We start from the raw sequence: 23,100 nt of genomic DNA on the forward strand, positions 1-23,100 counted from the left end.
TATGAGGGGCGCGCTGAATATTGAGCGACTATTGCCGACTCAACTTGTATGTTGTACGATGACATACATCTACTGATCGGCAAGCAACAAAGCGCCTGTTTTCGGCCCTGCCCTGCGTTGCTCCGCTTTACCATTCCCTCTTATTGGATGACAGGCATGACGACTCCCCAGGAACTCAAGGAAATCGTGTCGGAAGGATTGCTCTCCTTCCCCGTGACTGACTTTGACCAGAACGGCGATTTCAACGCCAAGACCTACGCCGCCCGCCTGGAATGGCTGGCCCCGTATGGCGCCACCGCCCTGTTCGCCGCCGGCGGCACCGGTGAGTTCTTCTCCCTGGCCCCCCAGGAGTACTCGGACGTCGTGCGCACTGCCGTCCAGACCTGCGCCGGCAAAGTGCCCATCCTGGCCGGCGCAGGCGGCCCCACCCGCACCGCCATCGCCTATGCCCAGGAAGCCGAACGCCAAGGCGCCAAGGGCATCCTGCTGCTGCCCCATTACCTGACCGAAGCCTCGCAGGACGGCATCGCCGCCTACGTCGAACAGGTCTGCAAGTCCGTCAAGATCGGTGTCATCGTCTACAACCGCGCCCAATCCCGCCTGTCCGCCGACAGCCTGGCCCAGTTGGCCGAACGCTGCCCCAACCTGGTCGGTTTCAAAGACGGCATCGGCGACATCGAAGCCATGGTCCGCATCCGCCGCAAAATGGGCGATCGCTTTTCCTACCTGGGCGGCCTGCCCACCGCCGAGGTCTATGCCGCCGCCTACCGCGCGCTGGGCGTGCCGGTGTATTCGTCGGCCGTCTTCAACTTCGTGCCCAAGACCGCCATGGACTTCTACCGCGCCATCGCCGCGGGCGACTCCGACACCACCAACCGCCTGCTTGACGATTTCTTCCTGCCCTACCTGGAAATCCGCAACCGCAAGGCCGGCTACGCCGTCAGCATCGTCAAGGCCGGCGCCAAGCTCGTCGGCCACGACGCCGGCCCCGTGCGCGCCCCGCTCACCGACCTGACCGGCGAAGAATTGGAAATGCTCAACGCCTTGATCAAGAAGCTCGGGCCCCAGTAAGCCCTCGCGACCGACAGGCCAGACGCGCCCTCCCGCCGGAGGGCGTTTTTATTGCCAAGGCCCCGCGCGAATCAAGCATTGGCGGAAATCTCTGCCGTATGTTGTCATATGGGCTTCCGCCTTACCCATAAGAGAGACAATGCAAACTCCCGCCCGGCCCCGCCCGCGCTCGCGCCTGACCGACGTGGTGATCGAGGAACTGAACAAGCGCCTGGATTCGCGCCTGTACCGCGCTGGCGACAAACTGCCTTCCGAGCACCAGCTTTGTGACGAATTCGAAGTCAGCCGCACCGTCATCCGTGAAGCGGTCGCGTCGATGCGCCTGAGCGGTCGCCTGGTCAGCAAGCCCGGCATCGGCGTGTTCGTCACGGAAGACCGCGAAAAGCCCATCGACTTCGTCATTGAACACGCCGCGGATCCGCGCTGGGCGCTTCACATCATGGAATTGCGCGCCGGACTTGAAGTCGAGGCCTGTGGGCTTGCGGCAGAGCGCCGCACCGCCACCGACCTGAGCGGCATCGTCGAGGCGTTCGACGCCTTCAACCGCGCCACGCGCGACATGGAAGCGGCGGTCAAGGCGGACTACGAATTCCATCTGTCCATCGCCAAGGCCTCCAACAACCCGCACTTTCCGGCGCTGCTGAAAGCCGCGGTGCGCGACGTGATGCTGGACTTGAACATCAAGCACGGCGGCAAGACGCCCGAAGAGCTTGAAACCTACGAAACGCGCAACGTGCGCGAACACGAAGCCATCCTGACCGCCATCATGCGCCGCGACCCCGGCGCCGCACGCGCCGCGATGGCGCGCCACCTGGGCGACAGCATCGCGCGCTACCGCAAGCTGCTGTCTCAAGCGCCCGCACAATAGGTGCTGCCCCCGGCGGCCCTGCACCGCCGGCCTGAACGAATCGGGGAATTACGGGATTCCCCTGACTTGCCTACTTGTATGACGGCTGCCATCATACGTCTTATGACTTAGCCATGCACTTGCCGAGCAGTCTGCCGGCCAAGCGCCCCGCTACCGTATGACCCACGTTGTACAAGTACCGCCGATGAGCCCGATCTTTTCCCTCCGCACGACGTTCCACCGCTACGCCACGCGCATCCATCGGCATATCACCTGACCGGATATCCGGTCGCCTGCGGTTCCGCCGCAACCCTCCCCGTTTTCTTACCCGTCCGCTCACGCGGACGCCGCCTGCTCCGGCCTTCGCCCGGGGTGCGCCGGCGCACGCGTGGCGGGTCCTGACTCCCCCCCGCTTGCCCCAAGCGCTTTCCGACCTCCCAGGAGCATCCTCCATGCGTAAGTTTCTAAGCACCGCCGTCGCGGCGACCTTGCTGTGCGTCGCTTCCGGCGCCCAAGCCGGCGTGACCTTCGACGCCGTCAAGAAGAAAGGCTTTTTGCAGTGCGGCTTTGCCGGCATCCCCGGCTTCTCGGTGCTGGACAGCAAAGGCGAATGGACCGGCCTGGACGTGGACATGTGCCGCGCGGTGGCGGCCGCCCTGTTCGGCGATGCCTCCAAGGTGAAGGGCAACGTGCTGACGGCGCAGGCGAAGTTCACCGCGCTGCAGTCGGGCGAAATCGACATGCTGTCGCGCAACACCACCCAGACGCTGACCCGCGACACGACGCTGGGTCTGATCGGCGTGGGCGTGAACTTCTATGACGCGCAAGGGCTGATCGTCAAGAAGTCGATGAACGTGAAAAGCGTGAAGGAACTGGACGGCGCCACCATCTGCGTGCAGCCCGGCACCACCACCGAACTGAACCTGGCCGACTACTTCCGCAGCCGCGGCCTGACCTTCAAACCGGTCCTGGTCGAGAACTACGACGAGAACTTCCGCCTGCTGGAATCGGGCCGTTGCGACGCCTACACCAACGACAAGTCGAACACCGCCGCCAACATGCGCACGCGCCTGGCCAAACCGGACGACTGGGAGATCCTGGAAGAGAACCTGTCCAAAGAGCCGCTGGGCCCGATGGTCCGCCAGGGCGACGAACAGTGGTTCAACGTGGTTCGCTGGTCGCTGAACGCCATGCTGGAAGCCGAGGAATACGGCATCACGTCCAAGAACGTGGACGAGATGCTGAAGAGCACCAACCCCAACGTGCAGCGCATCCTGGGCGTGACGCCCGGCATGGGCAAGAACCTGGGCCTGGACGACAAGTGGGCCTACAACATCATCAAGCAGGTCGGCAATTACGGCGAAAGCTATGACCGCGCGATGGGCAAGGACAGCCCGCTGAAGCTGGACCGCGGCCTGAACAAGCAATGGACCCAGGGCGGTCTGATGTACGGCTGGCCGGTGCGCTGATCATGAACAGCATCGTCAACTCCCGCCTGAAGCAGATCAAACCTTCGCCCAGCATGGCCGCCAAGATCGTGGTCGATGAACTGCGCCGCCAAGGCCGTGAAATCGCCGACTTCACGCTGGGCGAACCCGACATGCCCACGCCCGCCCACATCGCGCGCGCCGGCCAGGACGCCATTGCCGGCGGCGACATCCGCTACACCAGCCCCAATGGCACCGTGGGCCTGCGCCGCGCCATCGCCAACAGCCTGGAACCGGCCCTGGGCGTTTCCTACGGCATGGACCAGATCACCGTGGGCGCCGGCGCCAAGCAGATCATCGGCGCCGCGCTGACGGCCAGCCTGGAGCCGGGCGACGAAGTGATCGTGTGCGCGCCCTACTGGGTGTCGTACCCCGACATGGTGCTGCTGAACGACGCCAAGCCCGTGGTCGTGACCGGCCCGGAATCGCAGGGCTTCAAGCTGGACGCCGCCACACTGGAAGCCGCCATCACGCCGCGCACCCGCTGGTTGATCCTGAATTCGCCGAGCAACCCCAGCGGCGCCGTGTATAGCGCCGCTGAACTGCGCGCCCTGACCGACGTGCTGCTGCGCCACCCGCAAGTCTGGATCTTGAGCGACGAGATCTACGCGCCCTTCTGCTACAGCGGGCAGCGCCACGCCTCGCCCGTTCAGGTGGAGCCCGGGTTGATCGCGCGCACGCTGATCGTCAATGGCATGTCCAAGTCCTACGCCATGACGGGCTGGCGCATCGGCTATGGCGCGGGCCCCGCCGACCTGATCAAGGCGATGAGCACGGTCATGTCGCAAAGCACGTCCTGCCCCAGCGCGATCTCGCAGGTGGCCGCGCAGGCCGCGCTGGAAGGCGACCAATCGAGCGTCACGCAAATGGTCGACATCTTCAAGGCGCGCCGCGACCTGATCGTGCGCCGCCTGAACGACATCCCCGGCATCTCTTGCGCCATGCCCGACGGCGCTTTCTACGTGTATGCCAACGTGCAGGGCTTGATCGGGCGCACCGGTCCGGCGGGCGAGCTAAAGACCGATCTGGACGTGAGCCTGTTCTTCCTGCGCGAAGCGGGCGTGGCCGTGATCGATGGCGGTTCGTACGGCTTGTCGCCCTATGTGCGCTTTTCGTTCGCGACGTCGACCGACGTGATCGAGCAAGGCATGGACCGGCTGGCTGCCGCCGTCAACGCCTTGATGGCGGGCTGAACCGTGGCCAGGCACAACGATCCGCGCCCGGCGCGGCGGCCGCCGCGCCGGGTCTCCTGGAACGAACCGGCCACGCGCGCGGTGGTCTACCAGGCGCTGGCCCTGACGCTGGTCGGGGCAGGCGTCTGGTTCCTGGTGCACAACACGCTGCACAACCTGTCGATGCGCAACATCGCCACCGGCTTCGGCTTCCTGGACCGCGAGGCGGGCTTCGCGATCGGCGAATCCGTGATTACCTACGGGCCGGCCGACACCTACGGCCGCGCCATCTTCGTGGGCGTGCTGAACACGCTGCGCGTGGGCCTGCTTGCGCTGGTCGCCGCGACGCTCCTGGGCGTGCTGATCGGCGTCGGCCGGTTGTCCAAGAACTGGCTGGTGGCGAAGATCACGTCGGTGTATGTCGAGGTGATGCGCAACGTGCCGCTCTTGCTGCAGCTGTTCTTCTGGTATGCGCTGATCACGGAGAATATGCCGGGTCCGCGCCAGGCGCACCACCCGCTGCCGGGCGTCTTCATCTCCAACCGCGGCCTGAAAGTGCCCGGGCTGGAAGGTGCATCGCTGGACTGGGTGCTGGGCGGCCTGGCGCTGGCCATCGCCGCGATCCTGTTCCTGGGCCACTGGGGCGCAAAGCGCCAGGAAGCCACCGGGCGCGTCTTCCCGCTGGGCCGCTGGGCCATCGGCCTCTTGGCCGGGCTGCCGATCATTGGCTGGCTCGTCAGCGGCGCGTCGCTGACGCTGGACATGCCCGAGCTGAAAGGCTTCAACTTCACGGGCGGCCTGACGCTGACGCCGGAGTTCGTGGCCCTGTTCCTGGGCTTGACCGTCTATACCTCGGCGTTCATCGCCGAAGTGGTGCGGTCGGGCATCCAGGCCGTGAACAACGGCCAGTGGGAAGCCGCCGGCTCGCTGGGCCTGCCGCGCGCGAAGGTGCTGCGCCTGGTGGTCCTGCCGCAGGCGCTGCGCGTGATCATCCCCCCGATGACCAGCCAGTACCTGAACCTGTTGAAGAACAGTTCGCTGGCGGTCGCCATCGGCTATCCGGACATCGTCTCCGTGGTCAACACCACGCTGAACCAGACCGGCCAGGCCATCGAGGGCATCCTCATCATCATGGGCGCCTACCTGACGGTCAGCCTGTCGATCTCGATATTCATGAACGGGTACAACAAGCGCATCGCGCTGGTGGAGCGTTGACATGGGCAGCACGATGCACATCCCCGCCGAAGCCCTGCCCCCGCCAAGCGCCCACGCAGGCGCCTGGCCCTGGATCCGCTCCCGCCTGTTCTCGTCGCCCTTGAACCTGCTGATCACGGTGCTGCTGGCATGGTTGCTGCTGATGGCGGTGCCGGCGCTCGTGGAATGGGCCTTCATCAAGGCCAACTTCACCGCGTCCAATGCGATGGAATGCCGGGCCTCGGCGGGCGGCGCCTGCTGGGCGTTCATCGTCGAAAAGCACCGGCTGATCCTGTTCGGCACCTATCCCTTCGATGAGCAATGGCGTCCGCTGATCGCCACCGTCATCCTGGTGGCGGTGATCGCGTGCAGCGGCATGCGCCGCGTCTGGAACGGCAAGCTGGCCGTCATCTGGACGGCGGGCCTGACGGCCGTGGCGCTCTTGATGTGGGGCGGCGTGTTCGGCCTGACCTACGTCGAGAACGCGCGCTGGGGCGGCTTGCCCCTGACGCTTATCCTGGCCACGTTCGGCATCGCGTTCGCGTTCCCCATCGGCGTGCTGCTGGCCTTGGGCCGGCGCTCGAAGATGCCCGCCATCAAGGCGCTGTGCGTCGTGTACATCGAGCTGATCCGGGGCGTGCCGCTGATCAGCCTGCTGTTCATGTCGTCGGTGATGCTGCCCCTGTTCCTGCCGGAAGGCTTCACCATCGACAAGCTCCTGCGCGCCCAGATCGCCATCATCATGTTCGCGGCGGCCTACATCGCGGAAACGGTGCGCGGCGGCTTGCAGGCCATCCCGAAGGGGCAGTACGAAGGCGCGGATTCGCTGGGTCTCAACTACTGGCAGCAGATGCGCAAGATCATCCTGCCGCAGGCGTTGAAGATCGTGATCCCGCCCTTGGTGGGCATTTTCATCAGCCTGTTCAAGGACACGTCGCTGGTGGTGATCATCGGCATCTTCGACCTGACGCTGGCGGCCAAGGCGGCCTTGTCGGATGCGGCATGGCGGGGGTTCGGCGTCGAGGCCTATCTCTTCATCTCGCTGATCTACTTCGCCTTCTGCTATTCCATGTCCAAATACAGCCAGGTGCTTGAAAAGCGGCTGGCCACCGGGCACGCGCGCTGAACACGCGGCGTCAACCCCGGTAAACCTTTACGGAGACCAAGCATGCCGGATTCCATTATCCGATTGCAGGGCGTGAACAAGTGGTACGGCCAGTTCCACGTGTTGCGCGACATCAACCTGGACGTGGCGCCAGGCGAGCGCATCGTGGTGTGCGGGCCGTCCGGTTCGGGCAAGTCCACGATGATCCGCTGCATCAACCGCCTGGAAGAGCATCAGCAAGGCCAGATCATCGTCGACGGCACGGAACTGACCGACGACATCAAGCACATCGAGGCCATCCGCCGCGAGGTCGGCATGGTATTCCAGCACTTCAACCTGTTCCCGCACCTGACCGTGCTTGAGAACCTGACGCTGGGGCCCATGTGGGTGCTGAAGCAGCCGCGCGCCCAGGCCGAGGCTACCGCCATGAAATATCTGGAGCGCGTGCGCATCCCGGACCAGGCCAGAAAATTCCCGGGCCAGTTGTCGGGCGGCCAGCAGCAGCGCGTGGCCATCGCGCGCTCGCTTTGCATGAATCCCAAGGTCATGCTGTTCGACGAACCAACGTCCGCGCTGGATCCCGAAATGGTCAAGGAAGTGCTGGACGTGATGGTGACGCTGGCCCAGGAAAGCGGCATGACGATGATCTGCGTGACCCACGAGATGGGCTTCGCGCGCAAAGTCGCCAATCGCGTGATTTTCATGGATCGCGGCGAAATCATCGAGCAGAACAGCCCCGACGAGTTCTTCGACCGGCCGCAAAATGAACGAACGCAGCTCTTCCTGAGCCAGATCCTGCACTGACTCGCGCCCGGCGGAACAGCGCATCACGGTGGACGGCATCCGCGATGCCGGCCTGTCCCGCCGCACCGACATCTTCAACCTGTGGACCACCTATGCGGCCACCGAGGACCTGTCGTTCTAGGCATTGGCGGCCGCTGCAAGATTCACACGGAACACCGTGCCGCGCCCCGGCGCCGACTGCAGCGACACGCGCCAGCCCTGATGCGCGCAAATGCGCTGCACCAGCGACAGGCCCAGCCCCAGATTGCCGGCGTCGGGCTGCTCGCCGCGCACAAATGGGTTGAAGATGGCCTCGTGCTGCTCAACCGCGATACCGGGCCCGTCGTCCTCCACCTGCATGAAATCCGGCCCGGCGGTGATCACGACGCTTGCCTGCGGGCCGGCGTACTGGAGCGAATTGCGGATCAAATTGGACAGCACGGCGCGCAACAACGGCGCGGGGAACTGCAAGGCCGGTGCATCGGGCTGCGCAAGCGCCAGGCTCAACCGCATGTCGCGGCGCTGCGCCACGGCGGCCCACGCGGCCAGTTGCCCGCGCGCCGCGGTCTGGGCGCTTTCGCGCGCGTAGCGCCCGGCCGCGTCGCCGCCTCGGGCCAGCATCAGGTAGGTGTCCAGGCGTTCGCCCATGTCGGCCGCGGCGGCGTCAATGCGGGCCAGACGGGCCAGGCCGCCTGAGTCCAGCGCCTGTTCCTCGCGCAGCAGTTCGCACGAACTCGAAATCACCATCAGCGGCGTCCGCAATTCGTGGCCGACATCCGCCGTGAACAGCCGTTCGCGGCGCAGCGCCTGTTCCAGCTGGTTGTAGGTCGCATCGAACGCGGCGGCCAGTTGGCCGATCTCGTCCGGCGGATAGTCTTCGGCAAGCCGCGTCTGCGGCGGCTGCGCGCCACGCGTGTTGACCTGCGCCGCCAGCCGCGCCAACGGCCGCAAAAGCCGGCGCGTGGCCAGGATGCCCAGGATGAAAGCCAGCGCCAGGCTGCCCGCCAGCCCGCTGACGGCCGCCCAGTGCGACGCCGCCTGGCTCTGCTCATAGTCGGTGTAGTCGCGCAGCAGCATGTAGCGCTGGCCGGCCTGGTCGTCGACCATCACGTGCCAGATACGGCCTTCGCGTTCGATCTTGTGGAAGCCGGGATCCAACCCCCGCAACCAGGCTGGAAACGCCTGGCTGCCGGGTTCGCCATGAAAAAAGCGGTTCGGCCGGCCCGGGTCGATGCCCGCCAGGAAGTCGCCGCGCACCCGCTCCACCGCCATCCCCATGTCGATGCGCTGCAAATGGGCTTCCAGCTTGCCGACGCTCCAGACGGACATCCACGAAAGCAGGCCGGCCACCAGCAGCGCCAGCGTCACATAGGTCAACACCAGATGGCGCGCCAGCCCGCGCCGGCTAGGCATCGTCCGCCGCCCGCAGCTGATAGCCGATGCCGTGCACGGTGTGCAGCAGCGGCGCGCCGTAGGGCTTGTCGACCACTTGGCGGATCTGGTGGATATGCGTGCGCAGGCTGTCGCTGTCGGGCGGCGAATCGCGCCACAGGGCCTCTTCCAACCGGGCGCGGTGCACGACGGCAGGACTGGCGCGCATCAGCAAGGTCAGCAGTTGCAGCGGCGACGGCGGCAGGCGCAGCGGCAGGCCGGCGCGCGCCAGCGCCAGCGTGCCGGTGTCCAGCGTCAGGTCGCCCACGCGCAGCACGCGCGCCGCGCCCGCACCGCTGGCGCGATGCAGCAGGGCCTTGGCCCGCGCGGCCAGCTCGGCCAGCGCAAAGGGCTTCACCAGGTAGTCGTCGGCCCCGGCGTCAAAACCCGTCAGCCGGTTGTCCAGCGTGTCGCGCGCGGTCACCATGATCACCGGGGTGTCGCAGGCGGCTTCCGTGCGCAGGCGGCGGCACAGCTCGTAGCCGTCCAGCCGCGGCAGCATCAGGTCCAGCACGATCAGGTCGAAACCGCCCGAGGCCGCCATCGCATAGCCGCGCTGCCCGTCTTCCGCGCAATCGACGATATAGCCGCGCCGCGCCAGGTGATGCGTGATGTTCGCCAGGATGTCGGGGTCGTCTTCGATGACTAGGACGCGCATGGAAACCAGTAGGGAATGGAAATCAGTCTCATATTGTAGGGGCCAGTGTATCTGCGCCGCTCCGCCGGCGCGTCACGTTCCATCCCTGTTTGCAGCACGCGCGCCACACCGCGCTGGTCTTAACGTTTTCTTGAGATGGCTTGGCGGACACTGCGTGTCGATAAGAATGGTTCGCGTTACCTGCAAGCCCGCAGGCAACGGCGCAACCCGGGATTCTTCGATGCGTGCGATCAAACTGTTCCGTGCGGCCGTGGCCGCCACCGCCCTGCTTTGCGCCCTGCCCGGCGCCCAGGCCCGTCAGGTCACGGATCTGGCCGGCCGCGTCGTCACCGTGCCCGACCACCCCAAGCGCGTGCTGCTGGGCGAAGGCCGCTTCGTCTTCGCCATGGCGCTGCTGGACCGCCAGGACCCCGTGGCCCGCGTGGTCGGCTGGCAGGGCGAACTGAAACAGCAGGACCCCTATTCCTGGGCCCAGTTGATCAAGCGCTATCCGAAAGCCGCCGACGTGCCCCTGATCGGAAAGACGTCGGAAGCCAGCGTCAGCCCCGAAAAGATCGTGTCGCTGCGGCCCGATGTCGCCGTGTTCAGCCTGAGCGGCCATGGCCCGGGCCGCAACAACCCCATGATTGGGGCGCTGCAAGAGGCCGGCATCCCCATCGTGTTCATCGACTTCCGCCAGCACCCGGTGCAGAACACCGTGCCCAGCATGCGCATTCTGGGCCAGGCGCTGGATCGTCAGGCAGAGGCCGAGGCGTACATCGCGTTCTATGAAGACCATCTGGCCCGCGTGCGCAAGATCGTCGACCCCGTGCCTGCGGCGCAGCGTCCGCGCGTGTTCGTGGAAATGCTGGCGGGCGTGTGGCCGGCCTGCTGCCACAGCACGGGCAACGGCAGCTTTGGCGACTTGCTGGACGCCGCCGGCGGCGTGAACGTGGCCGGCTCCGTGCTGCCGGGCGCCATCGGCGACGTCAGCCTGGAATTCCTGCTGGACGCCAAGCCCGACGTCTACATCGCCACGGGCAGCCGCTCTGAACCCGGGCGCCCGGGCCTGCTGGCCGGGCCGGGTGCGGCCGCCGCCATCTCGGCGGACAGCCTGTCCACCCTGCTTGCCCGCGACGGCATCCGCGACCTGGACGCCGTGAAGCGGCACCGCGCCTACGGCATCTGGCATGCGTTCTACAACTCGCCCTACAACGTGGCCGCCATCGAAGCCATGGCGACCTGGCTTTACCCCGAACGCGCCGCGGCGCTGGACCCGCAAGACACGCTGGACGCGCTGTACCGCCAGTTCCTGCACGTGGACAACGCGGGCACTTACTGGACGACGCCGGCCGCCGGCCCGGCACCGGCCCGGTAATTGCGCCATGCCCAGCATCACCACCCCAGCGGCGCCGTCCCTGCCCGCCGATCCTGAAGACCCCGTCGCCGCCTACCGCCGCACCGTCCGCAAGCGCCTGCTGCTGACGGCCGTGCTGGCGCTGGCCATCGTCGCCAGCCTGCTGGCCGACATCGCCAGCGGCCCCGCCGCGCTGTCGCCCGGCGACTTGCTGCAGACACTGCTGCATCCCGATGCGGCCAGCGCCGGCACGCGCGTCATCGTCTGGCAGTTCCGGCTCCCCTACGCGTTGATGGCCCTTTTGGTCGGCGTGGCGCTGGGACTGGGCGGGGCTGAAATGCAGACCATGCTGGACAACCCGCTGGCCAGCCCCTACACGCTTGGCGTCTCGGCGGCGGCCGCCTTCGGCGCGTCGCTGGCCATTACGCTGGACTGGCACGTGCCCGCCTTGCCGCCCGGCATGGTGGTGCCGATTTCCGCCTTTGCCTGCACGCTGGTGTCGGTGCTGATACTGGAGCGCGTCGCGCGCTGGCGCGGCGGTTCGACGCTGGGCGTGGTGCTGTTCGGCATCGCGCTGGTGTATTCCTTCCAGGCGCTGGTGATGCTGCTGCAGTTCGTGGCCAGCGAAGAGGCCCTGCAAGGCATCGTCTTCTGGACCATGGGCAGCCTGGCGCGCGCCAACTGGACCACGGTGGCGGTCATGGCCGCGGCCATCGCGCTGGCCGCGCCCTTTTCAATGCGCGACGCCTGGAAGCTGACGGCGGTCCGGTTGGGCGAAGAGCGCGCCGCCAGCTTCGGCATCGACGTGCGCCGCCTGCGGCTGGTCAGCCTGCTGCGCGTCAGCGCGCTGGCAGCGCTGGCCGTGTCGTTCGTCGGCACCATCGGCTTCGTGGGGCTCGTCGCCCCGCACATCGCCCGCCTGCTGCTGGGCGAAGACCACCGCTACTACCTGCCCGGCAGCGCGCTGGCCGGCGCCTTGATCCTGTCGCTGGCGTCGGTGGCGTCCAAGACCGTCCTGCCCGGCGCCCTGATCCCCGTGGGCATCGTGACGTCACTGGTCGGCATCCCGTTTTTCCTCACCATCGTCGTGCGCGCGCTCAAGCGCGCCTGACGCCTCGCATCCCCTAAGGAGACTTCCCCGATGCAATCCCGCGTGTGCTTCACCCTTGCCGCCCTGCTGATGACCGGCGCCACCCAGGCCGCCCCCGATGCATGCGCCATCGACGTCGAAGGCCGTCCCGGCAAACAGTTCGGCCCTGACCACATCGTCGTGCCGTCCACCTGCCAGGAATTCACCGTGCGCCTGATCCACACGGGCAAGAACAGCAAGGAGAAGGCAGGCCACAACTGGGTACTGGCCAAGACCGAAGACATCGACGCCGTGATGGTCGACGGCATCAAGGCCGGGGCCCCACACGACTTCCTGGCGCAGGGCGACGCCCGCATCCTGGCCAAGACCCCCATGCTGGGCGGTGGCGAAACGGCCACGGTCACCTTCCCCGTCAGCCGCCTGCGCGCGGGCCAGTCCTATACCTACTATTGCTCGTTCCCGGCGCACGCGCAGCACATGCGCGGCACGCTGGTGCTGCAACCCTGACGATGGGCTGGCTGCAACTCCACGGGCTGGCCGCCGGCTACGGCGGCCGGCCCGTCCTGCAGGACCTGGACGCGGGGCCAATCGCAGAAGGCACAGTGACTGCCCTGCTCGGTCCCAACGGCAGCGGCAAGTCGACGCTGCTGAAGACGCTGGCCGGCCTGAATCCCGTCATGCGCGGCGAAGTGCTGCTGGACGGCGAATGCCTGGCGCGCGCCACGCCGGCCCGCCGCGCTGAACGCGCGATGTACATGCCGCAGGCGCTGCCCAAGGGCGTGCACATGACGGTGTTCGAGTCCGTGCTGGTGGCGGCCCGCTCGGGTCTTCAAAGCCGGCGCGACGCGGCCGGCCCGGCCCTGATGCGCGACGCCATGGCCGCGATCGCGGACCTGGGCATCGCAACGCTGGCCAGCCGCTACCTGGACGAGCTGTCGGGCGGCCAGAAGCAGCTGGCCTCGCTGGCGCAGGCTTTGGTGCGCCGGCCGCGCCTGCTGCTGCTGGACGAACCCCTGTCCGCGCTGGACCTGAACTACCAGTTCCACGTCATGGACGTGCTGCGCCGGCAGACCCGCCAGCACCGGCTGATCACGCTGGTGGTGCTGCACGACCTGAACATCGCGTTGCGCCATGCCGACCACGCGCTGCTGCTGCACGGCGGTGCGATCGAAGCGGAAGGCCTGCCGGCCGAGGTGGTCACGCCCGCCACGTTGCGCCGCGTGTACCGCGTGCGGGCCCGGGTCGAACGCTGCCCCCAGGGACAGCCGCAGGTCCATGTCGACGGGCTCGCCCAGGCATGACGGCGATATCCTGAGGCGGTATATATTCACCCCTTAGCCATCCCCGGAGTCCCCGATGTCGAGAGGCCGCACCATGGCGTTTTTTCTCAGCATGCTTGCCGCCCCCGCGGGCGCGTCCGTGATCTACGACAACCATGGCCTCGTGGTGGACGTCGCGACCAGCGGGCGCAGTGACTGGAACACCGGCCAGCGCCAGAACACCCGCACGACGACCATCAGCTTCCAGGGCCACAAACTGTGCGGCCGGGATGTGGGCCGGCTGCTGTACCCGGACGGCAAGGAGCCCGCCGCCAACACCTTCTTCTGCGCAGGTCCCGCCAAGGCGTTGGAGACCGACGCGGTGCTGGCCTACTTCAACAGCTCCAGCACGGATCCCGTGCTGGCCCATCTAAAGGTCGTCGACGGCGCCCTGCGCGTAAACCGGTTGGCGCTGTCCGACAAGCGCGACCGCGACCGCCCCAACGGCACCCGTTTCGAAGCCGCCCGCCTGCCCGGCTGGACGCGGGTCGAGACCGCCTGGAACGAGACGGTGATGATCCGCCACGCGCCGCTCAAGGCATTGAACCTGGGGGCCGGCAAGCTGCTGGATGTGGACGGCGATGTGGCTTACCTGGCCATCCCGCCGGGCCGGGACGTGGTGGTGGTGCAGCCCGCCACCCGTGTCAAAGACGCCCACGGCTACCAGCAGTATGTGCCCGAAATCACCAAATTCGTGGATGCGCCGATCGCGTTCCGCGCCGTGCGCATAAGCGACGGGCGCGAACTGGCGCGGCTGGATTTCAAGGACACGTGCCTGAGCCTGCCCGTGCTCGAATTCAACCAGCCCGACCCGCTGGCCTTGTCTTCGACCCGGCCCGACGTGGCCTTCGACGACGTGCCGGCCTGGCGCGCCCGCACCCTGCTGCTGACGCAGGCGCAGGGCCGCGCCACGTTGCGGCTGCAGCCCGGCGTGTCCCTGCCGGCCAAGGCAAACTGCAAACCGGGCTGACGTCCGACCTGCCGTCCGACTCGCGCGCTCAGATCAGGAACTGGCGGTAGGCCTCATTGCCGGTTTCCTCGAAATGGGCGTAGCCCAGTTGCATCAGGAAGGCGTCCAGCGCCGCGCTGTCGGCCAGCGGCGCCTGGATGCCCACCAGCGCCGAACTGAAGTCCGCGCCCTGATTGCGATAGTGGAACAAGCTGATGTTCCAGTTGGGCGCCATTTCGGACAGGAACTTCATCAGCGCGCCGGGCCGCTCGGGGAACTCGAAGCGGAACAGGCGTTCGCCGCCCGCCAAGGGCGAACGCCCGCCGACCATGTAGCGGATGTGCTGCTTGGACACCTCGTTGTTGGTCAGGTCGTTGACCGAAAACCCCTGCTCCTCCAACGCGGCCATGATGTCGGCCGCGTCCCCGCGGCGCGCGATCTGCATGCTGACGAAGATGTGCGCGGTGCGGGCATCGGCGATGCGGTAGTTGAATTCGGTCACGCTGCGCGGCCCGAGCACGCGGCAGAAGCGGCGGAAGCTGCCGCGTTCTTCGGGCACGGTCACGGCAAACACCGCTTCGCGCGCTTCGCCGACTTCAGCGCGGTCGGCTACGAAGCGCATGCGGTCGAAGTTCATGTTGGCGCCGGAGGTAACCGCCACCAGCGACAGGCCCTGCGCGCCTTCGCGTTCCACGTACTTTTTCAGCCCCGCCACGGCCAGCGCGCCGGCCGGCTCCAGCACGCTGCGCGTATCCAGGAACATGTCCTTGATCGCCGCGCATACCGCGTCCGTATCCACCAGGATCACTTCGTCCAGGTACTCGCGGCACAGGCGGAAGGTTTCCTCGCCCACCAGCTTGACCGCCGTCCCGTCCGAAAACAGCCCCACTTCCGGGAGAGTGACGCGCTCGCCCGCCTGTATCGATTGCGCCATCGCGCAGGAATCCTCGGTCTGCACGCCGATGACCTTCACCCCCGGGTTCACGGTCTTCACATAGGCCGACACCCCTGCCGCCAGGCTGCCCCCGCCGATCGGCACGAAAATGGCATGCAGGGCGCCAGGGTGCTGACGCAGGATCTCCATGCCGACGGTGCCTTGGCCCGCGATCACATAGGGGTCGTCAAAGGCGGGAATGAAGGTCAGGTCCTGCTGCTGCGCCAGCGTTTGCGCATGGGCGTAGGCGTCGCTGTAAGAGTCGCCCGCCTGCACCACCGTGACGGTCGGACCGCCATGCGCGCGCACGGCGTCCACCTTGACCTGCGGCGCCGTCTGCGGCACGACGATGATGGCGCGCACACCCAGTTTCGCCGCGGAAATGGCCACGCCCTGCGCATGGTTGCCGGCCGACGCGGTGATCACGCCGCGGTCCAGCGCCGCTTGCGGCGTGTTGCGCATCTTGTTGTAGGCGCCACGCACCTTGAAGGAGAAGACGGGCTGATTGTCTTCGCGCTTCAGGTGGACCGTATTATTCAGCCGCGCCGACAGGCCGCGCGCCGGGTCCAGTTCGGTCTCCCGCGCAATGTCATAGACCCGGGCGGTCAGGATCTGACGCAGGTACTCGATGGGCGAGGCATTGCCGTCCTGGAAGGCGGGGGTTTCGGCGGGGGTTTCGGCAACGACGGCGGCGGACGAGCAAGCGGACATGGGATTCTCTGCGTTGGGGATACTTGCCCTGCAGAGGCGGCCACAAAAAACCCGCCTCGTGGGGCGGGTGGCTGTGACTGACTGCGGTCGCGCGCTAACCCACCATTCCAGGAATGATGGTAATAATCAGCGAAATGCGGATGGCGCGGGAAGTCATGCACCGCAGCTTGCGCCCGGCGCGCCCGTTTGTCAAATCAGCCGCTGCGCCTTGCTCCACCCCGGCGGAACCCGCCGTTGGCGCTGAAAACACGGGACTTAGCCGCTGATGCATGTGCGATGGCGCATGTTGCCGCGCCAGGCAGCATCACCGGGCCGGCATTCGTTGCGAAAATTCGGCCATTTGTCCATATCGAGACCGTATTGATGCGATATCGAGCCCATAAGACGCCCATTGGCGCCTATTTCCATGCACGTTGCGGGTATCGCGGTATTACAATGTTCGGTTCGTGGCAGTCGCACCTCTCGGAATGCGCTGGACAACCAGCCATCAAATAAAGGGCGGGCGTCTGCCGATTTGGACCGATGCGGATCATTGATCCGCCTCTGCCCTTACGAACCCACTCTCGATAACATCTACCGGCGTACGCCGCTTAGCATGTTCGGGTTTGCGCCAAAAGCGCCTCAGCCGAACAGATTCAAGGATCATGTCTCTTACTCCGAAGATTATCTATACCCTCACCGATGAAGCTCCGGCGCTTGCAACCCGTTCGCTGCTTCCCATCGTCCAGGCTTTCGCCAAGCCCGCAGGCATCACGGTCGAGACGCGCGACATCTCCCTGGCCGGCCGCATCATCGCCCTCTTCCCGGATTACCTTGAAGACAGCCAGAAGCTCGCGGACGCCCTGGCTGAACTGGGCGCCCTGGCTGTCAAGCCGGAAGCCAACATCATCAAGCTGCCCAACATCAGCGCCTCGATGCCGCAACTGAAGGCGGCCATCAAGGAACTGCAGGAACAGGGCTACAAGCTGCCGGACTACCCGGACGCCCCCGCCAACGACACCGAGCGCGACGTGAAGGCGCGCTACGACAAGGTCAAGGGCAGCGCCGTGAACCCGGTCCTGCGCGAAGGCAACTCCGACCGCCGCGCCCCGCTGTCGGTCAAGAACTACGCCCGCAAGCACCCGCACAAGATGGGCGCCTGGTCGGCCGATTCGAAGTCGCACGTGGCCCACATGTCCGAAGGCGATTTCTACGGCACTGAAAAGTCGGCGTTGATCGCCGAGGCCGGCGACGTCAAGATCGAACTGACCGCCGCCGACGGCACGAAGACCGTGCTGAAGGAAAAGACCCCGGTCAAGGCCGGCGAAATCATCGACGCCGCCGTGCTGTCGACCGCCAAGCTGAAGTCCTTCCTGCAAGCCCAGATCGACGATGCCAAGACCACCGGCGTGCTGTTCTCGGTGCACCTGAAGGCCACGATGATGAAGGTCTCGGACCCCGTCATCTTCGGCCATGTCGTGTCCGTGTTCTACAAGGACGTGCTGACCAAGCATGCCGCCGTGCTCAAGCAGGCGGGCTTTGACGCCAACAACGGCATCGGCGACCTGTACGCCAAGATCCAATCGCTGCCGGCCGACCAGCAGGCCGCGATCACCGCCGACATCGACGCCGCCTACAAGACGCTGCCGCAACTGGCCATGGTGAATTCCGATAAGGGCATCACCAACCTGCACGTGCCCAGCGACGTCATCGTCGACGCGTCCATGCCCGCCATGATCCGCGACTCGGGCAAGATGTGGAACGCCGACGGCCAACTGCAAGACACCAAGGCCGTCATCCCCGACCGCAGCTACGCCGGCGTCTACCAGGCCGTCATCGACGACTGCAAGAAGAACGGCGCCTTCAATCCGGTCACGATGGGCAGCGTGCCCAACGTCGGCCTGATGGCGCAAGCCGCCGAAGAATACGGTTCGCACAACAAGACCTTCGTCGTCCCGGCATCGGGCACGGTGCGCGTCACCGACGCCTCGGGCAAGGTCCTGCTGGAACAAGCCGTGGAAGCCGGCGACCTCTGGCGCATGTGCCAGACCAAGGACGCCGCGATCCAGGACTGGGTCAAGCTGGCCGTCACCCGCGCCCGCGCCAGCAAGACGCCCGCCGTCTTCTGGCTGGACGAAAAGCGCGCCCACGACGCCCAGGTCATCGCGAAGGTCAAGCAGTACCTGAACGACCACGACACCAGCGGCCTGGACCTGCGCATCCTGGATCCGGTTGAAGCCACCAAGTTCTCGGTCAAGCGCATCCGCGAAGGCCTGGACACGATCTCGGTCACCGGCAACGTGCTGCGCGATTACCTGACCGACCTGTTCCCCATCATGGAACTGGGCACCAGCGCCAAGATGCTGTCGATCGTCCCGCTGGTCGCCGGCGGCGGCCTGTTCGAAACGGGCGCCGGCGGTTCGGCGCCCAAGCACGTGCAGCAGTTCCTGGAAGAAGGCTTCCTGCGCTGGGATTCGCTGGGCGAATTCATGGCGTTGGCCGAATCCCTGGACCACCTGGGCCGCGCCTACAAGAACCCGACCGCCCAGATCCTGGCCAAGACGCTGGATCAGGCGACCGCCAAGTTCCTGGACGAGAACAAGTCGCCCGACCGCAAGGTCGGCGGCCTGGACAACCGCGGCAGCCACTTCTACCTGGCCATGTACTGGGCCCAGGCCGTGGCCGCGCAGACCGACGACCGCGCACTGGCTGCCCAGTTCGCCGGCGCCGCTGGCGCGTTCGCCGAAAGCGAAGCCAAGATCGTTGAAGAGCTGAAGGCGGCCCAAGGCAAGCCGGTCGACATCGGCGGCTACTATCAGCCGAACGAATCGAAGGCCAGCCAAGCCATGCGCCCCAGCGCCACGCTGAACCAGGTGCTGGCCTCCATCGGCTAAGCCCCACGCCGGGCGGCGATCCCGCCGCCCCAGGCGAAAAAAAGCCGGCAGCCCTTCCAGGCTGCCGGCTTTTTCATGGCGTTTCGCGCTTACTGCGATTCGCCGCGGCGCAACTGCCGCGTTTGGCGCATCTGCACGAACTGCGCCGCGACGGGGATCAGCGACAGGCCGATGATGATCACCGACACCCAATGCAGGTTCGCGCGCACCCACGGGATCGACCCCAGCCAATACCCGGCCAGCAGCATCGTCGAACACCACAGCACGCCACCGATGACGTTGTAGGCGTAGAACGTGCGGCGTGGCATCTGCGACAAGCCGGCCACGAATGGCGCCAGCGTGCGCACGATCGGCACGAAGCGGGCCACCGTGATGGTCATGGCGCCGTACCGGGCGAAGTAGTCGCGCGCGCGCTCCATATGCGCCGGCTTGATCCAGCGGCTATGCGCCAGCCTCTGGCCGGCGGAAGACGACGCGATGGTGTAGTTCAACGCGTCGCCCGCGATCGCTGCCGCCGTGATCGCGGCCAGCGAAATCGCGGGATCGATACCCGCCAGGCCCAGAAACGCGCCTGCGGCGAACAGCAGCGAATCGCCGGGCAGGAAGGGCATGACCACCAGCCCCGTCTCCACGAAAATGACACCGGCGATGATCACGGTGCCCAGGATCCAGTTCTGCGCCAGCAACGCCATCAGGCCGTGCTCGCTCGTCAACCAGGAAAAAATCTCTGTCATGTTCGTCAATGTGTCCTGTCGGATGAAAATTCCAGGGCGGATCTACCGCGCCGGCGTGCCCGCGCACATCCGTTGGCGGAATGCCGCGTCGATATCAAGACGCCATACGGCTCGCTTCTCGCCGGCGATGCGCGCCGGCACGCCGGTGATGGCCGGATAGCGCGGGCCGTCATCGTCCCGGCCCCAGATCCAGAAGCGCGCGCCGTCAGCGGCCGCGCACAGGCGGGGCGTCAGGTCATCGTTGCCCACCAGCACGCGCTTGCCCATGACGGGATCGAATTGCGCGGCGTCGTACAGTTCCTTGCGCCAGTTGTCCCGGGTGGGAATCTCGGGGTCCTGCCAGTTGTCGACGATCCAGGCGGGCTCCGCGGCCTGGGTGTAGAAACCCAGGTCGAACGGCAGCGTGTGCAGGGCGATCTGCCCGTCTTGCGGGCGCATTTCGCTGCGCAGCTCTTGCATGGTCGGCCCTGCGCTGCCGCGCGGATTGTTCGATGCCGCAATGACCGCCCCGACGCAGATGACGACCGCGACGCCGATCGCGATGGTGATGCCCCGGCGCCTGCAGGCTGCCCAGGCGGGTGCGATACGCTCACTGATCAGCAACGCCAGGGGCGGAAACACCGGCAGCACGTAGCCAATCAGTTTGGACTGAGGAATGGAGAAGAACACGACCACCACCGCAATCCAGATCGCCATCAACCGTCGCAAGCCGTGCGGATCCGCTTCGCGCCAGAACGCCGGCTTGAAAAGCGCCACGCCCCAGATCGACCACGGCAACGCCAGCCCGACCACGATCGGGATATAGAACCAGATCGGCTGCGCGTTGTTGAAGCCGCTCTGCGCGAAGCGTTCGAAATGCTGATAGACGAAGAAGTAGTGGTAGAAGCCGGGAAACTTCACCTGCATCAGCCAGAACCACGGCACGGCCACCACGGCGAACGCCAGCAACGCCGGCACCCACAGCAAGGCGCGCATGCCGCGCCAGTCGCGCCGCAGCAGCAGCCAGGCCAGCACGATCGCTCCGGGCAGCGCCAGGCCGATCAAGCCCTTGGCCAGCACCGCCAGCGCCGCCAGGACACCGGTGGCGATGGACATGGCGCGAAACGGCCGCCCCTGAGCGCGCCGCAAGGCCGTGTCGGCGGCCGCCAGCACGCACAGCGTGATCATGCTGGCGACCAGCATATCCATATTGGCGAATTGGGCGGCACCGAAGAACAACGGCGTCAGCCCCAGGATGACCACGGCCCAGCGAGCCTGCGCCACGTTCCGGTAGCGCGAGACAAAGGCGTACAACCCTGCCCCGGCGCTCCAGGCGCCGATCAGCGACGGGATCCGCGCGCTGAATTCGTGTACGCCGAACAGCGCATAGCTGATTTGCGCCAGCCAGTAGTACAGGGGCGGCTTGTGGAAATACGGCATGCCATCCAGCAGCGGCACCATGGGCGAGCGGCTGCGCAGCATCTCCCAGGCCACGCCGGCGTAGCGCCCTTCATCCGGCAGCGTCAGCCAACGCGCCCAGGCCAGGGCGGCCAACCACACGGCCAGGCACAGCAGCACCTGCCAGCCGGGAATGTTCTTTTCCGCGCTGACGGGACGGACGGCGGCAGGCGTCATGACGGCGCTCATGCCTGATGCTCCGAGTGCGCGTGCGCAGCGGCAGAGCGGATCAGGCGGAACAGAAGGGTCAAACTGGACTCGAATGGCATCGGATTTGGGGGAAAAGGCATTCAAAAGAATGGAAAGCTGGGGACATTATGGAAAACCCCGCGTCGATTTCTCATGAAATTTCGTGCCCGAACCCGCCTTTTTCAGCCATTCGTAGGCTGCGCCCCCCCTATTTCGACGCCGCCAGCCGGTCCAGGCGCAGACGCCCGCGGTCATCCGTCAGCCTGCGCATCGCCCCATACGCCGCGCCTATCGCCGCCATGCCGCTGGCGCCGCAGAGCAGGAACATCAGCAGGATTTGGTATTTGGCCGCTTCGATCGGGTCCATGCCGGCGATGATCTGGCCCGTCATGATGCCCGGCAGCGTGATGATGCCGGCCGCCGACATCTGGTTGACGCTGGGCACGATGCCGCGCCTGACCGATTCCCGCAACAAGGACGAAAACGCCTGATGCGGCGTGGCGCCCAGCGACAGTCGGGCTTCGATCGCCAGTTTTTCGCGGCGCACGCCCGACAGCACGCCGTCCAGCGCCAGGCTGGCCGCGTTCAGCACGCTGCCCAGCACGATGCCGACCAGAGCGATGGCGTAGCGCGGGTCATACCAGGGATCGGGGCGCAACGCGGTGTTCAGGATGAACATCGCCGTGATCAGCGTGGTGGCCGCCACCGCCAGCGTGCCGACCCAGCCGTTGCCGTGCCCGGCCAACCGCATTTTGGGCCGGGCGGCTACCTCGCGGGCGGCCAGCGCCATCATCACCGCCACGACCAGCGCCGTCAGCCAGGGCGCAGCATGCGCGAACACCACGCGCAGGATATGGCCCACCAGCAGCAGCTGCACCACGGTGCGCACCGCCGCCCACAGGACCTGCCGCTGCAGGTTCAGCCGCAACGCGAAAGAGATCGCCGCGCACAGCAGCACCAGACAAGAGGCGATCACAAGATCCGTCGCCTGTAAGGTAATCACGTCCATAACGGCTCCAGTCTGCCTTGCTCCATCCGCCAGCCGCGCCGCGCCAGACGCCGCGCCTGCTCCGGGCTGTGCGTCACCATCAGGATCGCCGAACCGCCGTCCAGATAGCGTTGCAGCGCCCCCTCGACCAACGCGGTCGCCGCCTGGTCCAGCGCGGCCGTCGGCTCGTCCAGCAGCAGCACGCGCGGCGCTTGCGCCAGCGCGCGCGCCAAACCCAAACGCTGGCGTTCGCCTGTGGAAAGCTCGTGCACCAGGGCATCCAGTTTTTCCGGAGGCAGGCCCAGCGCCTGCATCAAGGTCTCGGCCTGCGCGCGGTCCATGAAGTGCGGCGCGACATGGTCGTCCCACCAGCCCGCCTCGGCCTGGCAGTAGACGACCTTGCGCCGCCATTCGAAGCCGCGCATGCCGGAACGGCGGGCGCCGTCCAGTTCGACTTCGCCGTGGCCGGGATCCAGGTCCGCGACCTGACGCAGCAACAACGATTTTCCCGACCCGGAGGGTCCGGTGATGGCCGCGCATTCGCCCGCCTCAAGGTCCAAGCTGACCGGGGACAGACGCTGGCTGTAGACGCCGCGCAGCCGCAGCACAGGAGCGGCGTCAGCCATGCGTGCTGCCCTCCGTCGCGTCTTCTGAATAGGCAAAGGACAAACCGGAATTCCTTTTCGATGGGACTGTCGCACGATAACCCGCAAAGCACGGCGGCCGCGCCTTCCGCATAGAGATTAGAAAAACTATCTTCTAGTGGGAGAACTTATCGTTTCCGAATTGCGA

20 protein-coding genes are annotated in these 23,100 nt (G+C 66.4%); 13 read left to right on the forward strand and 7 right to left on the reverse strand.

The genetic code is table 11. From position 1 onward, the window contains the following. Positions 1-156: 156 nt before the first annotated feature. The 7 genes from kdgD to A9973_RS04525 all read left to right on the forward strand — a co-directional run bounded on the left by kdgD (position 157) and on the right by A9973_RS04525 (position 7,680). Positions 157-1,071 carry a 5-dehydro-4-deoxyglucarate dehydratase gene (gene kdgD, locus A9973_RS04495; protein ID WP_183012569.1) on the forward strand — a complete coding sequence of 305 codons (915 nt, stop codon included), beginning with the start codon at positions 157-159 and terminating at the stop codon, positions 1,069-1,071. Between the two features lie 139 nt (positions 1,072-1,210). Then, a complete protein-coding gene (locus A9973_RS04500) occupies positions 1,211-1,939 on the forward strand; it encodes a FadR/GntR family transcriptional regulator (RefSeq protein ID WP_183012570.1) in 729 nt (242 codons plus the stop codon). A gap of 431 nt (positions 1,940-2,370) precedes the next feature. Then, positions 2,371-3,387: an amino acid ABC transporter substrate-binding protein gene (locus tag A9973_RS04505; RefSeq protein ID WP_183012571.1), complete on the forward strand. Its 1,017-nt coding sequence runs from the start codon at positions 2,371-2,373 to the stop codon at positions 3,385-3,387. Between the two features lie 2 nt (positions 3,388-3,389). Then, positions 3,390-4,598 (forward strand): aminotransferase class I/II-fold pyridoxal phosphate-dependent enzyme, encoded by a 1,209-nt coding sequence (locus tag A9973_RS04510; RefSeq protein ID WP_183012572.1) that lies wholly within the window; start codon positions 3,390-3,392, stop codon positions 4,596-4,598. 3 nt (positions 4,599-4,601) lie between these two features. Further along, positions 4,602-5,792 (forward strand): amino acid ABC transporter permease, encoded by a 1,191-nt coding sequence (locus A9973_RS04515; RefSeq protein ID WP_183012573.1) that lies wholly within the window; start codon positions 4,602-4,604, stop codon positions 5,790-5,792. A 1-nt stretch (position 5,793) separates the two neighbouring features. Then, complete coding sequence (locus tag A9973_RS04520) at positions 5,794-6,897, forward strand: amino acid ABC transporter permease (protein ID WP_183012574.1); 1,104 nt, start codon at positions 5,794-5,796, stop codon at positions 6,895-6,897. 42 nt (positions 6,898-6,939) lie between these two features. Then, positions 6,940-7,680, forward strand: coding sequence for an amino acid ABC transporter ATP-binding protein (locus A9973_RS04525; RefSeq protein WP_183012575.1), 741 nt, complete (start codon positions 6,940-6,942; stop codon positions 7,678-7,680). A gap of 117 nt (positions 7,681-7,797) precedes the next feature. Here the strand turns inward: A9973_RS04525 and A9973_RS04530 are convergent, their stop codons facing one another. Both A9973_RS04530 and A9973_RS04535 read right to left on the reverse strand, forming a co-directional pair. After that, on the reverse strand, positions 7,798-9,072 hold the full coding sequence (locus tag A9973_RS04530) for a HAMP domain-containing sensor histidine kinase (RefSeq protein ID WP_183012576.1): 1,275 nt from the start codon (positions 9,070-9,072) through the stop codon (positions 7,798-7,800). After that, positions 9,065-9,748, reverse strand: coding sequence for a response regulator transcription factor (locus A9973_RS04535; RefSeq protein WP_183012577.1), 684 nt, complete (start codon positions 9,746-9,748; stop codon positions 9,065-9,067). Before A9973_RS04535 ends, A9973_RS04530 begins: the two co-directional genes overlap by 8 nt. Before the next feature lie 220 nt (positions 9,749-9,968). Here A9973_RS04535 and A9973_RS04540 point away from each other — a divergent pair, with 220 nt between their 5' ends. From A9973_RS04540 to A9973_RS04560, 5 genes are all read left to right on the forward strand, one after another. Continuing rightward, a complete protein-coding gene (locus A9973_RS04540) occupies positions 9,969-11,105 on the forward strand; it encodes an ABC transporter substrate-binding protein (RefSeq protein WP_183012578.1) in 1,137 nt (378 codons plus the stop codon). 7 nt (positions 11,106-11,112) lie between these two features. Continuing rightward, complete coding sequence (locus A9973_RS04545; protein ID WP_183012579.1) at positions 11,113-12,195, forward strand: iron ABC transporter permease; 1,083 nt, start codon at positions 11,113-11,115, stop codon at positions 12,193-12,195. Positions 12,196-12,225: 30 nt separating this feature from the next. Next, positions 12,226-12,681 carry an azurin gene (gene azu / locus A9973_RS04550; RefSeq protein ID WP_183012580.1) on the forward strand — a complete coding sequence of 152 codons (456 nt, stop codon included), beginning with the start codon at positions 12,226-12,228 and terminating at the stop codon, positions 12,679-12,681. A gap of 2 nt (positions 12,682-12,683) precedes the next feature. Further along, positions 12,684-13,475 carry an ABC transporter ATP-binding protein gene (locus tag A9973_RS04555; protein WP_183012581.1) on the forward strand — a complete coding sequence of 264 codons (792 nt, stop codon included), beginning with the start codon at positions 12,684-12,686 and terminating at the stop codon, positions 13,473-13,475. Between the two features lie 73 nt (positions 13,476-13,548). Then, positions 13,549-14,463: a hypothetical protein gene (locus tag A9973_RS04560; protein WP_255469016.1), complete on the forward strand. Its 915-nt coding sequence runs from the start codon at positions 13,549-13,551 to the stop codon at positions 14,461-14,463. Between the two features lie 28 nt (positions 14,464-14,491). Here the strand turns inward: A9973_RS04560 and ilvA are convergent, their stop codons facing one another. Next, the gene (ilvA, locus tag A9973_RS04565; protein WP_183012583.1) at positions 14,492-16,087 is read right to left on the reverse strand and encodes a threonine ammonia-lyase, biosynthetic; all 1,596 of its coding nucleotides are present in this window, start codon (positions 16,085-16,087) and stop codon (positions 14,492-14,494) included. A gap of 644 nt (positions 16,088-16,731) precedes the next feature. On the opposite strand from ilvA, the gene A9973_RS04570 reads away from it, so the two are divergent. Next, the gene (locus A9973_RS04570) at positions 16,732-18,960 is read left to right on the forward strand and encodes an NADP-dependent isocitrate dehydrogenase (RefSeq protein ID WP_183012584.1); all 2,229 of its coding nucleotides are present in this window, start codon (positions 16,732-16,734) and stop codon (positions 18,958-18,960) included. Positions 18,961-19,049: 89 nt separating this feature from the next. Here A9973_RS04570 and A9973_RS04575 read toward each other — a convergent pair whose 3' ends face one another. The 4 genes from A9973_RS04575 to A9973_RS04590 all read right to left on the reverse strand — a co-directional run bounded on the left by A9973_RS04575 (position 19,050) and on the right by A9973_RS04590 (position 22,934). After that, positions 19,050-19,694: a VTT domain-containing protein gene (locus A9973_RS04575; RefSeq protein WP_183012585.1), complete on the reverse strand. Its 645-nt coding sequence runs from the start codon at positions 19,692-19,694 to the stop codon at positions 19,050-19,052. Between the two features lie 42 nt (positions 19,695-19,736). Further along, the gene (locus A9973_RS04580; protein WP_370539441.1) at positions 19,737-21,320 is read right to left on the reverse strand and encodes an ArnT family glycosyltransferase; all 1,584 of its coding nucleotides are present in this window, start codon (positions 21,318-21,320) and stop codon (positions 19,737-19,739) included. Between the two features lie 208 nt (positions 21,321-21,528). Continuing rightward, complete coding sequence (gene fetB, locus A9973_RS04585) at positions 21,529-22,329, reverse strand: iron export ABC transporter permease subunit FetB (protein WP_183012586.1); 801 nt, start codon at positions 22,327-22,329, stop codon at positions 21,529-21,531. Continuing rightward, positions 22,320-22,934 carry an ATP-binding cassette domain-containing protein gene (locus tag A9973_RS04590; RefSeq protein ID WP_183012587.1) on the reverse strand — a complete coding sequence of 205 codons (615 nt, stop codon included), beginning with the start codon at positions 22,932-22,934 and terminating at the stop codon, positions 22,320-22,322. Before A9973_RS04590 ends, fetB begins: the two co-directional genes overlap by 10 nt. Positions 22,935-23,100 lie beyond the last annotated feature (166 nt).

The sequence above is a fragment of the Achromobacter sp. UMC46 genome (assembly GCF_014170335.1).
Taxonomy (GTDB): Bacteria; Pseudomonadota; Gammaproteobacteria; order Burkholderiales; family Burkholderiaceae_B; genus Achromobacter.

Coding starts and splice junctions, on each gene's coding strand:
- kdgD (WP_183012569.1), top strand. CDS start 157: ATGACGACTCCCCAGGAACTCAAGGAAATCGTGTCGGAAGGATTGCTC.
- A9973_RS04500 (WP_183012570.1), top strand. CDS start 1,211: ATGCAAACTCCCGCCCGGCCCCGCCCGCGCTCGCGCCTGACCGACGTG.
- A9973_RS04505 (WP_183012571.1), top strand. CDS start 2,371: ATGCGTAAGTTTCTAAGCACCGCCGTCGCGGCGACCTTGCTGTGCGTC.
- A9973_RS04510 (WP_183012572.1), top strand. CDS start 3,390: ATGAACAGCATCGTCAACTCCCGCCTGAAGCAGATCAAACCTTCGCCC.
- A9973_RS04520 (WP_183012574.1), top strand. CDS start 5,794: ATGGGCAGCACGATGCACATCCCCGCCGAAGCCCTGCCCCCGCCAAGC.
- A9973_RS04525 (WP_183012575.1), top strand. CDS start 6,940: ATGCCGGATTCCATTATCCGATTGCAGGGCGTGAACAAGTGGTACGGC.
- A9973_RS04530 (WP_183012576.1), bottom strand. CDS start 9,072: ATGCCTAGCCGGCGCGGGCTGGCGCGCCATCTGGTGTTGACCTATGTG.
- A9973_RS04535 (WP_183012577.1), bottom strand. CDS start 9,748: ATGCGCGTCCTAGTCATCGAAGACGACCCCGACATCCTGGCGAACATC.
- A9973_RS04540 (WP_183012578.1), top strand. CDS start 9,969: ATGCGTGCGATCAAACTGTTCCGTGCGGCCGTGGCCGCCACCGCCCTG.
- A9973_RS04545 (WP_183012579.1), top strand. CDS start 11,113: ATGCCCAGCATCACCACCCCAGCGGCGCCGTCCCTGCCCGCCGATCCT.
- azu (WP_183012580.1), top strand. CDS start 12,226: ATGCAATCCCGCGTGTGCTTCACCCTTGCCGCCCTGCTGATGACCGGC.
- A9973_RS04555 (WP_183012581.1), top strand. CDS start 12,684: ATGGGCTGGCTGCAACTCCACGGGCTGGCCGCCGGCTACGGCGGCCGG.
- A9973_RS04560 (WP_255469016.1), top strand. CDS start 13,549: ATGGCGTTTTTTCTCAGCATGCTTGCCGCCCCCGCGGGCGCGTCCGTG.
- ilvA (WP_183012583.1), bottom strand. CDS start 16,087: ATGTCCGCTTGCTCGTCCGCCGCCGTCGTTGCCGAAACCCCCGCCGAA.
- A9973_RS04570 (WP_183012584.1), top strand. CDS start 16,732: ATGTCTCTTACTCCGAAGATTATCTATACCCTCACCGATGAAGCTCCG.
- A9973_RS04575 (WP_183012585.1), bottom strand. CDS start 19,694: ATGACAGAGATTTTTTCCTGGTTGACGAGCGAGCACGGCCTGATGGCG.
- A9973_RS04580 (WP_370539441.1), bottom strand. CDS start 21,320: ATGAGCGCCGTCATGACGCCTGCCGCCGTCCGTCCCGTCAGCGCGGAA.
- fetB (WP_183012586.1), bottom strand. CDS start 22,329: ATGGACGTGATTACCTTACAGGCGACGGATCTTGTGATCGCCTCTTGT.
- A9973_RS04590 (WP_183012587.1), bottom strand. CDS start 22,934: ATGGCTGACGCCGCTCCTGTGCTGCGGCTGCGCGGCGTCTACAGCCAG.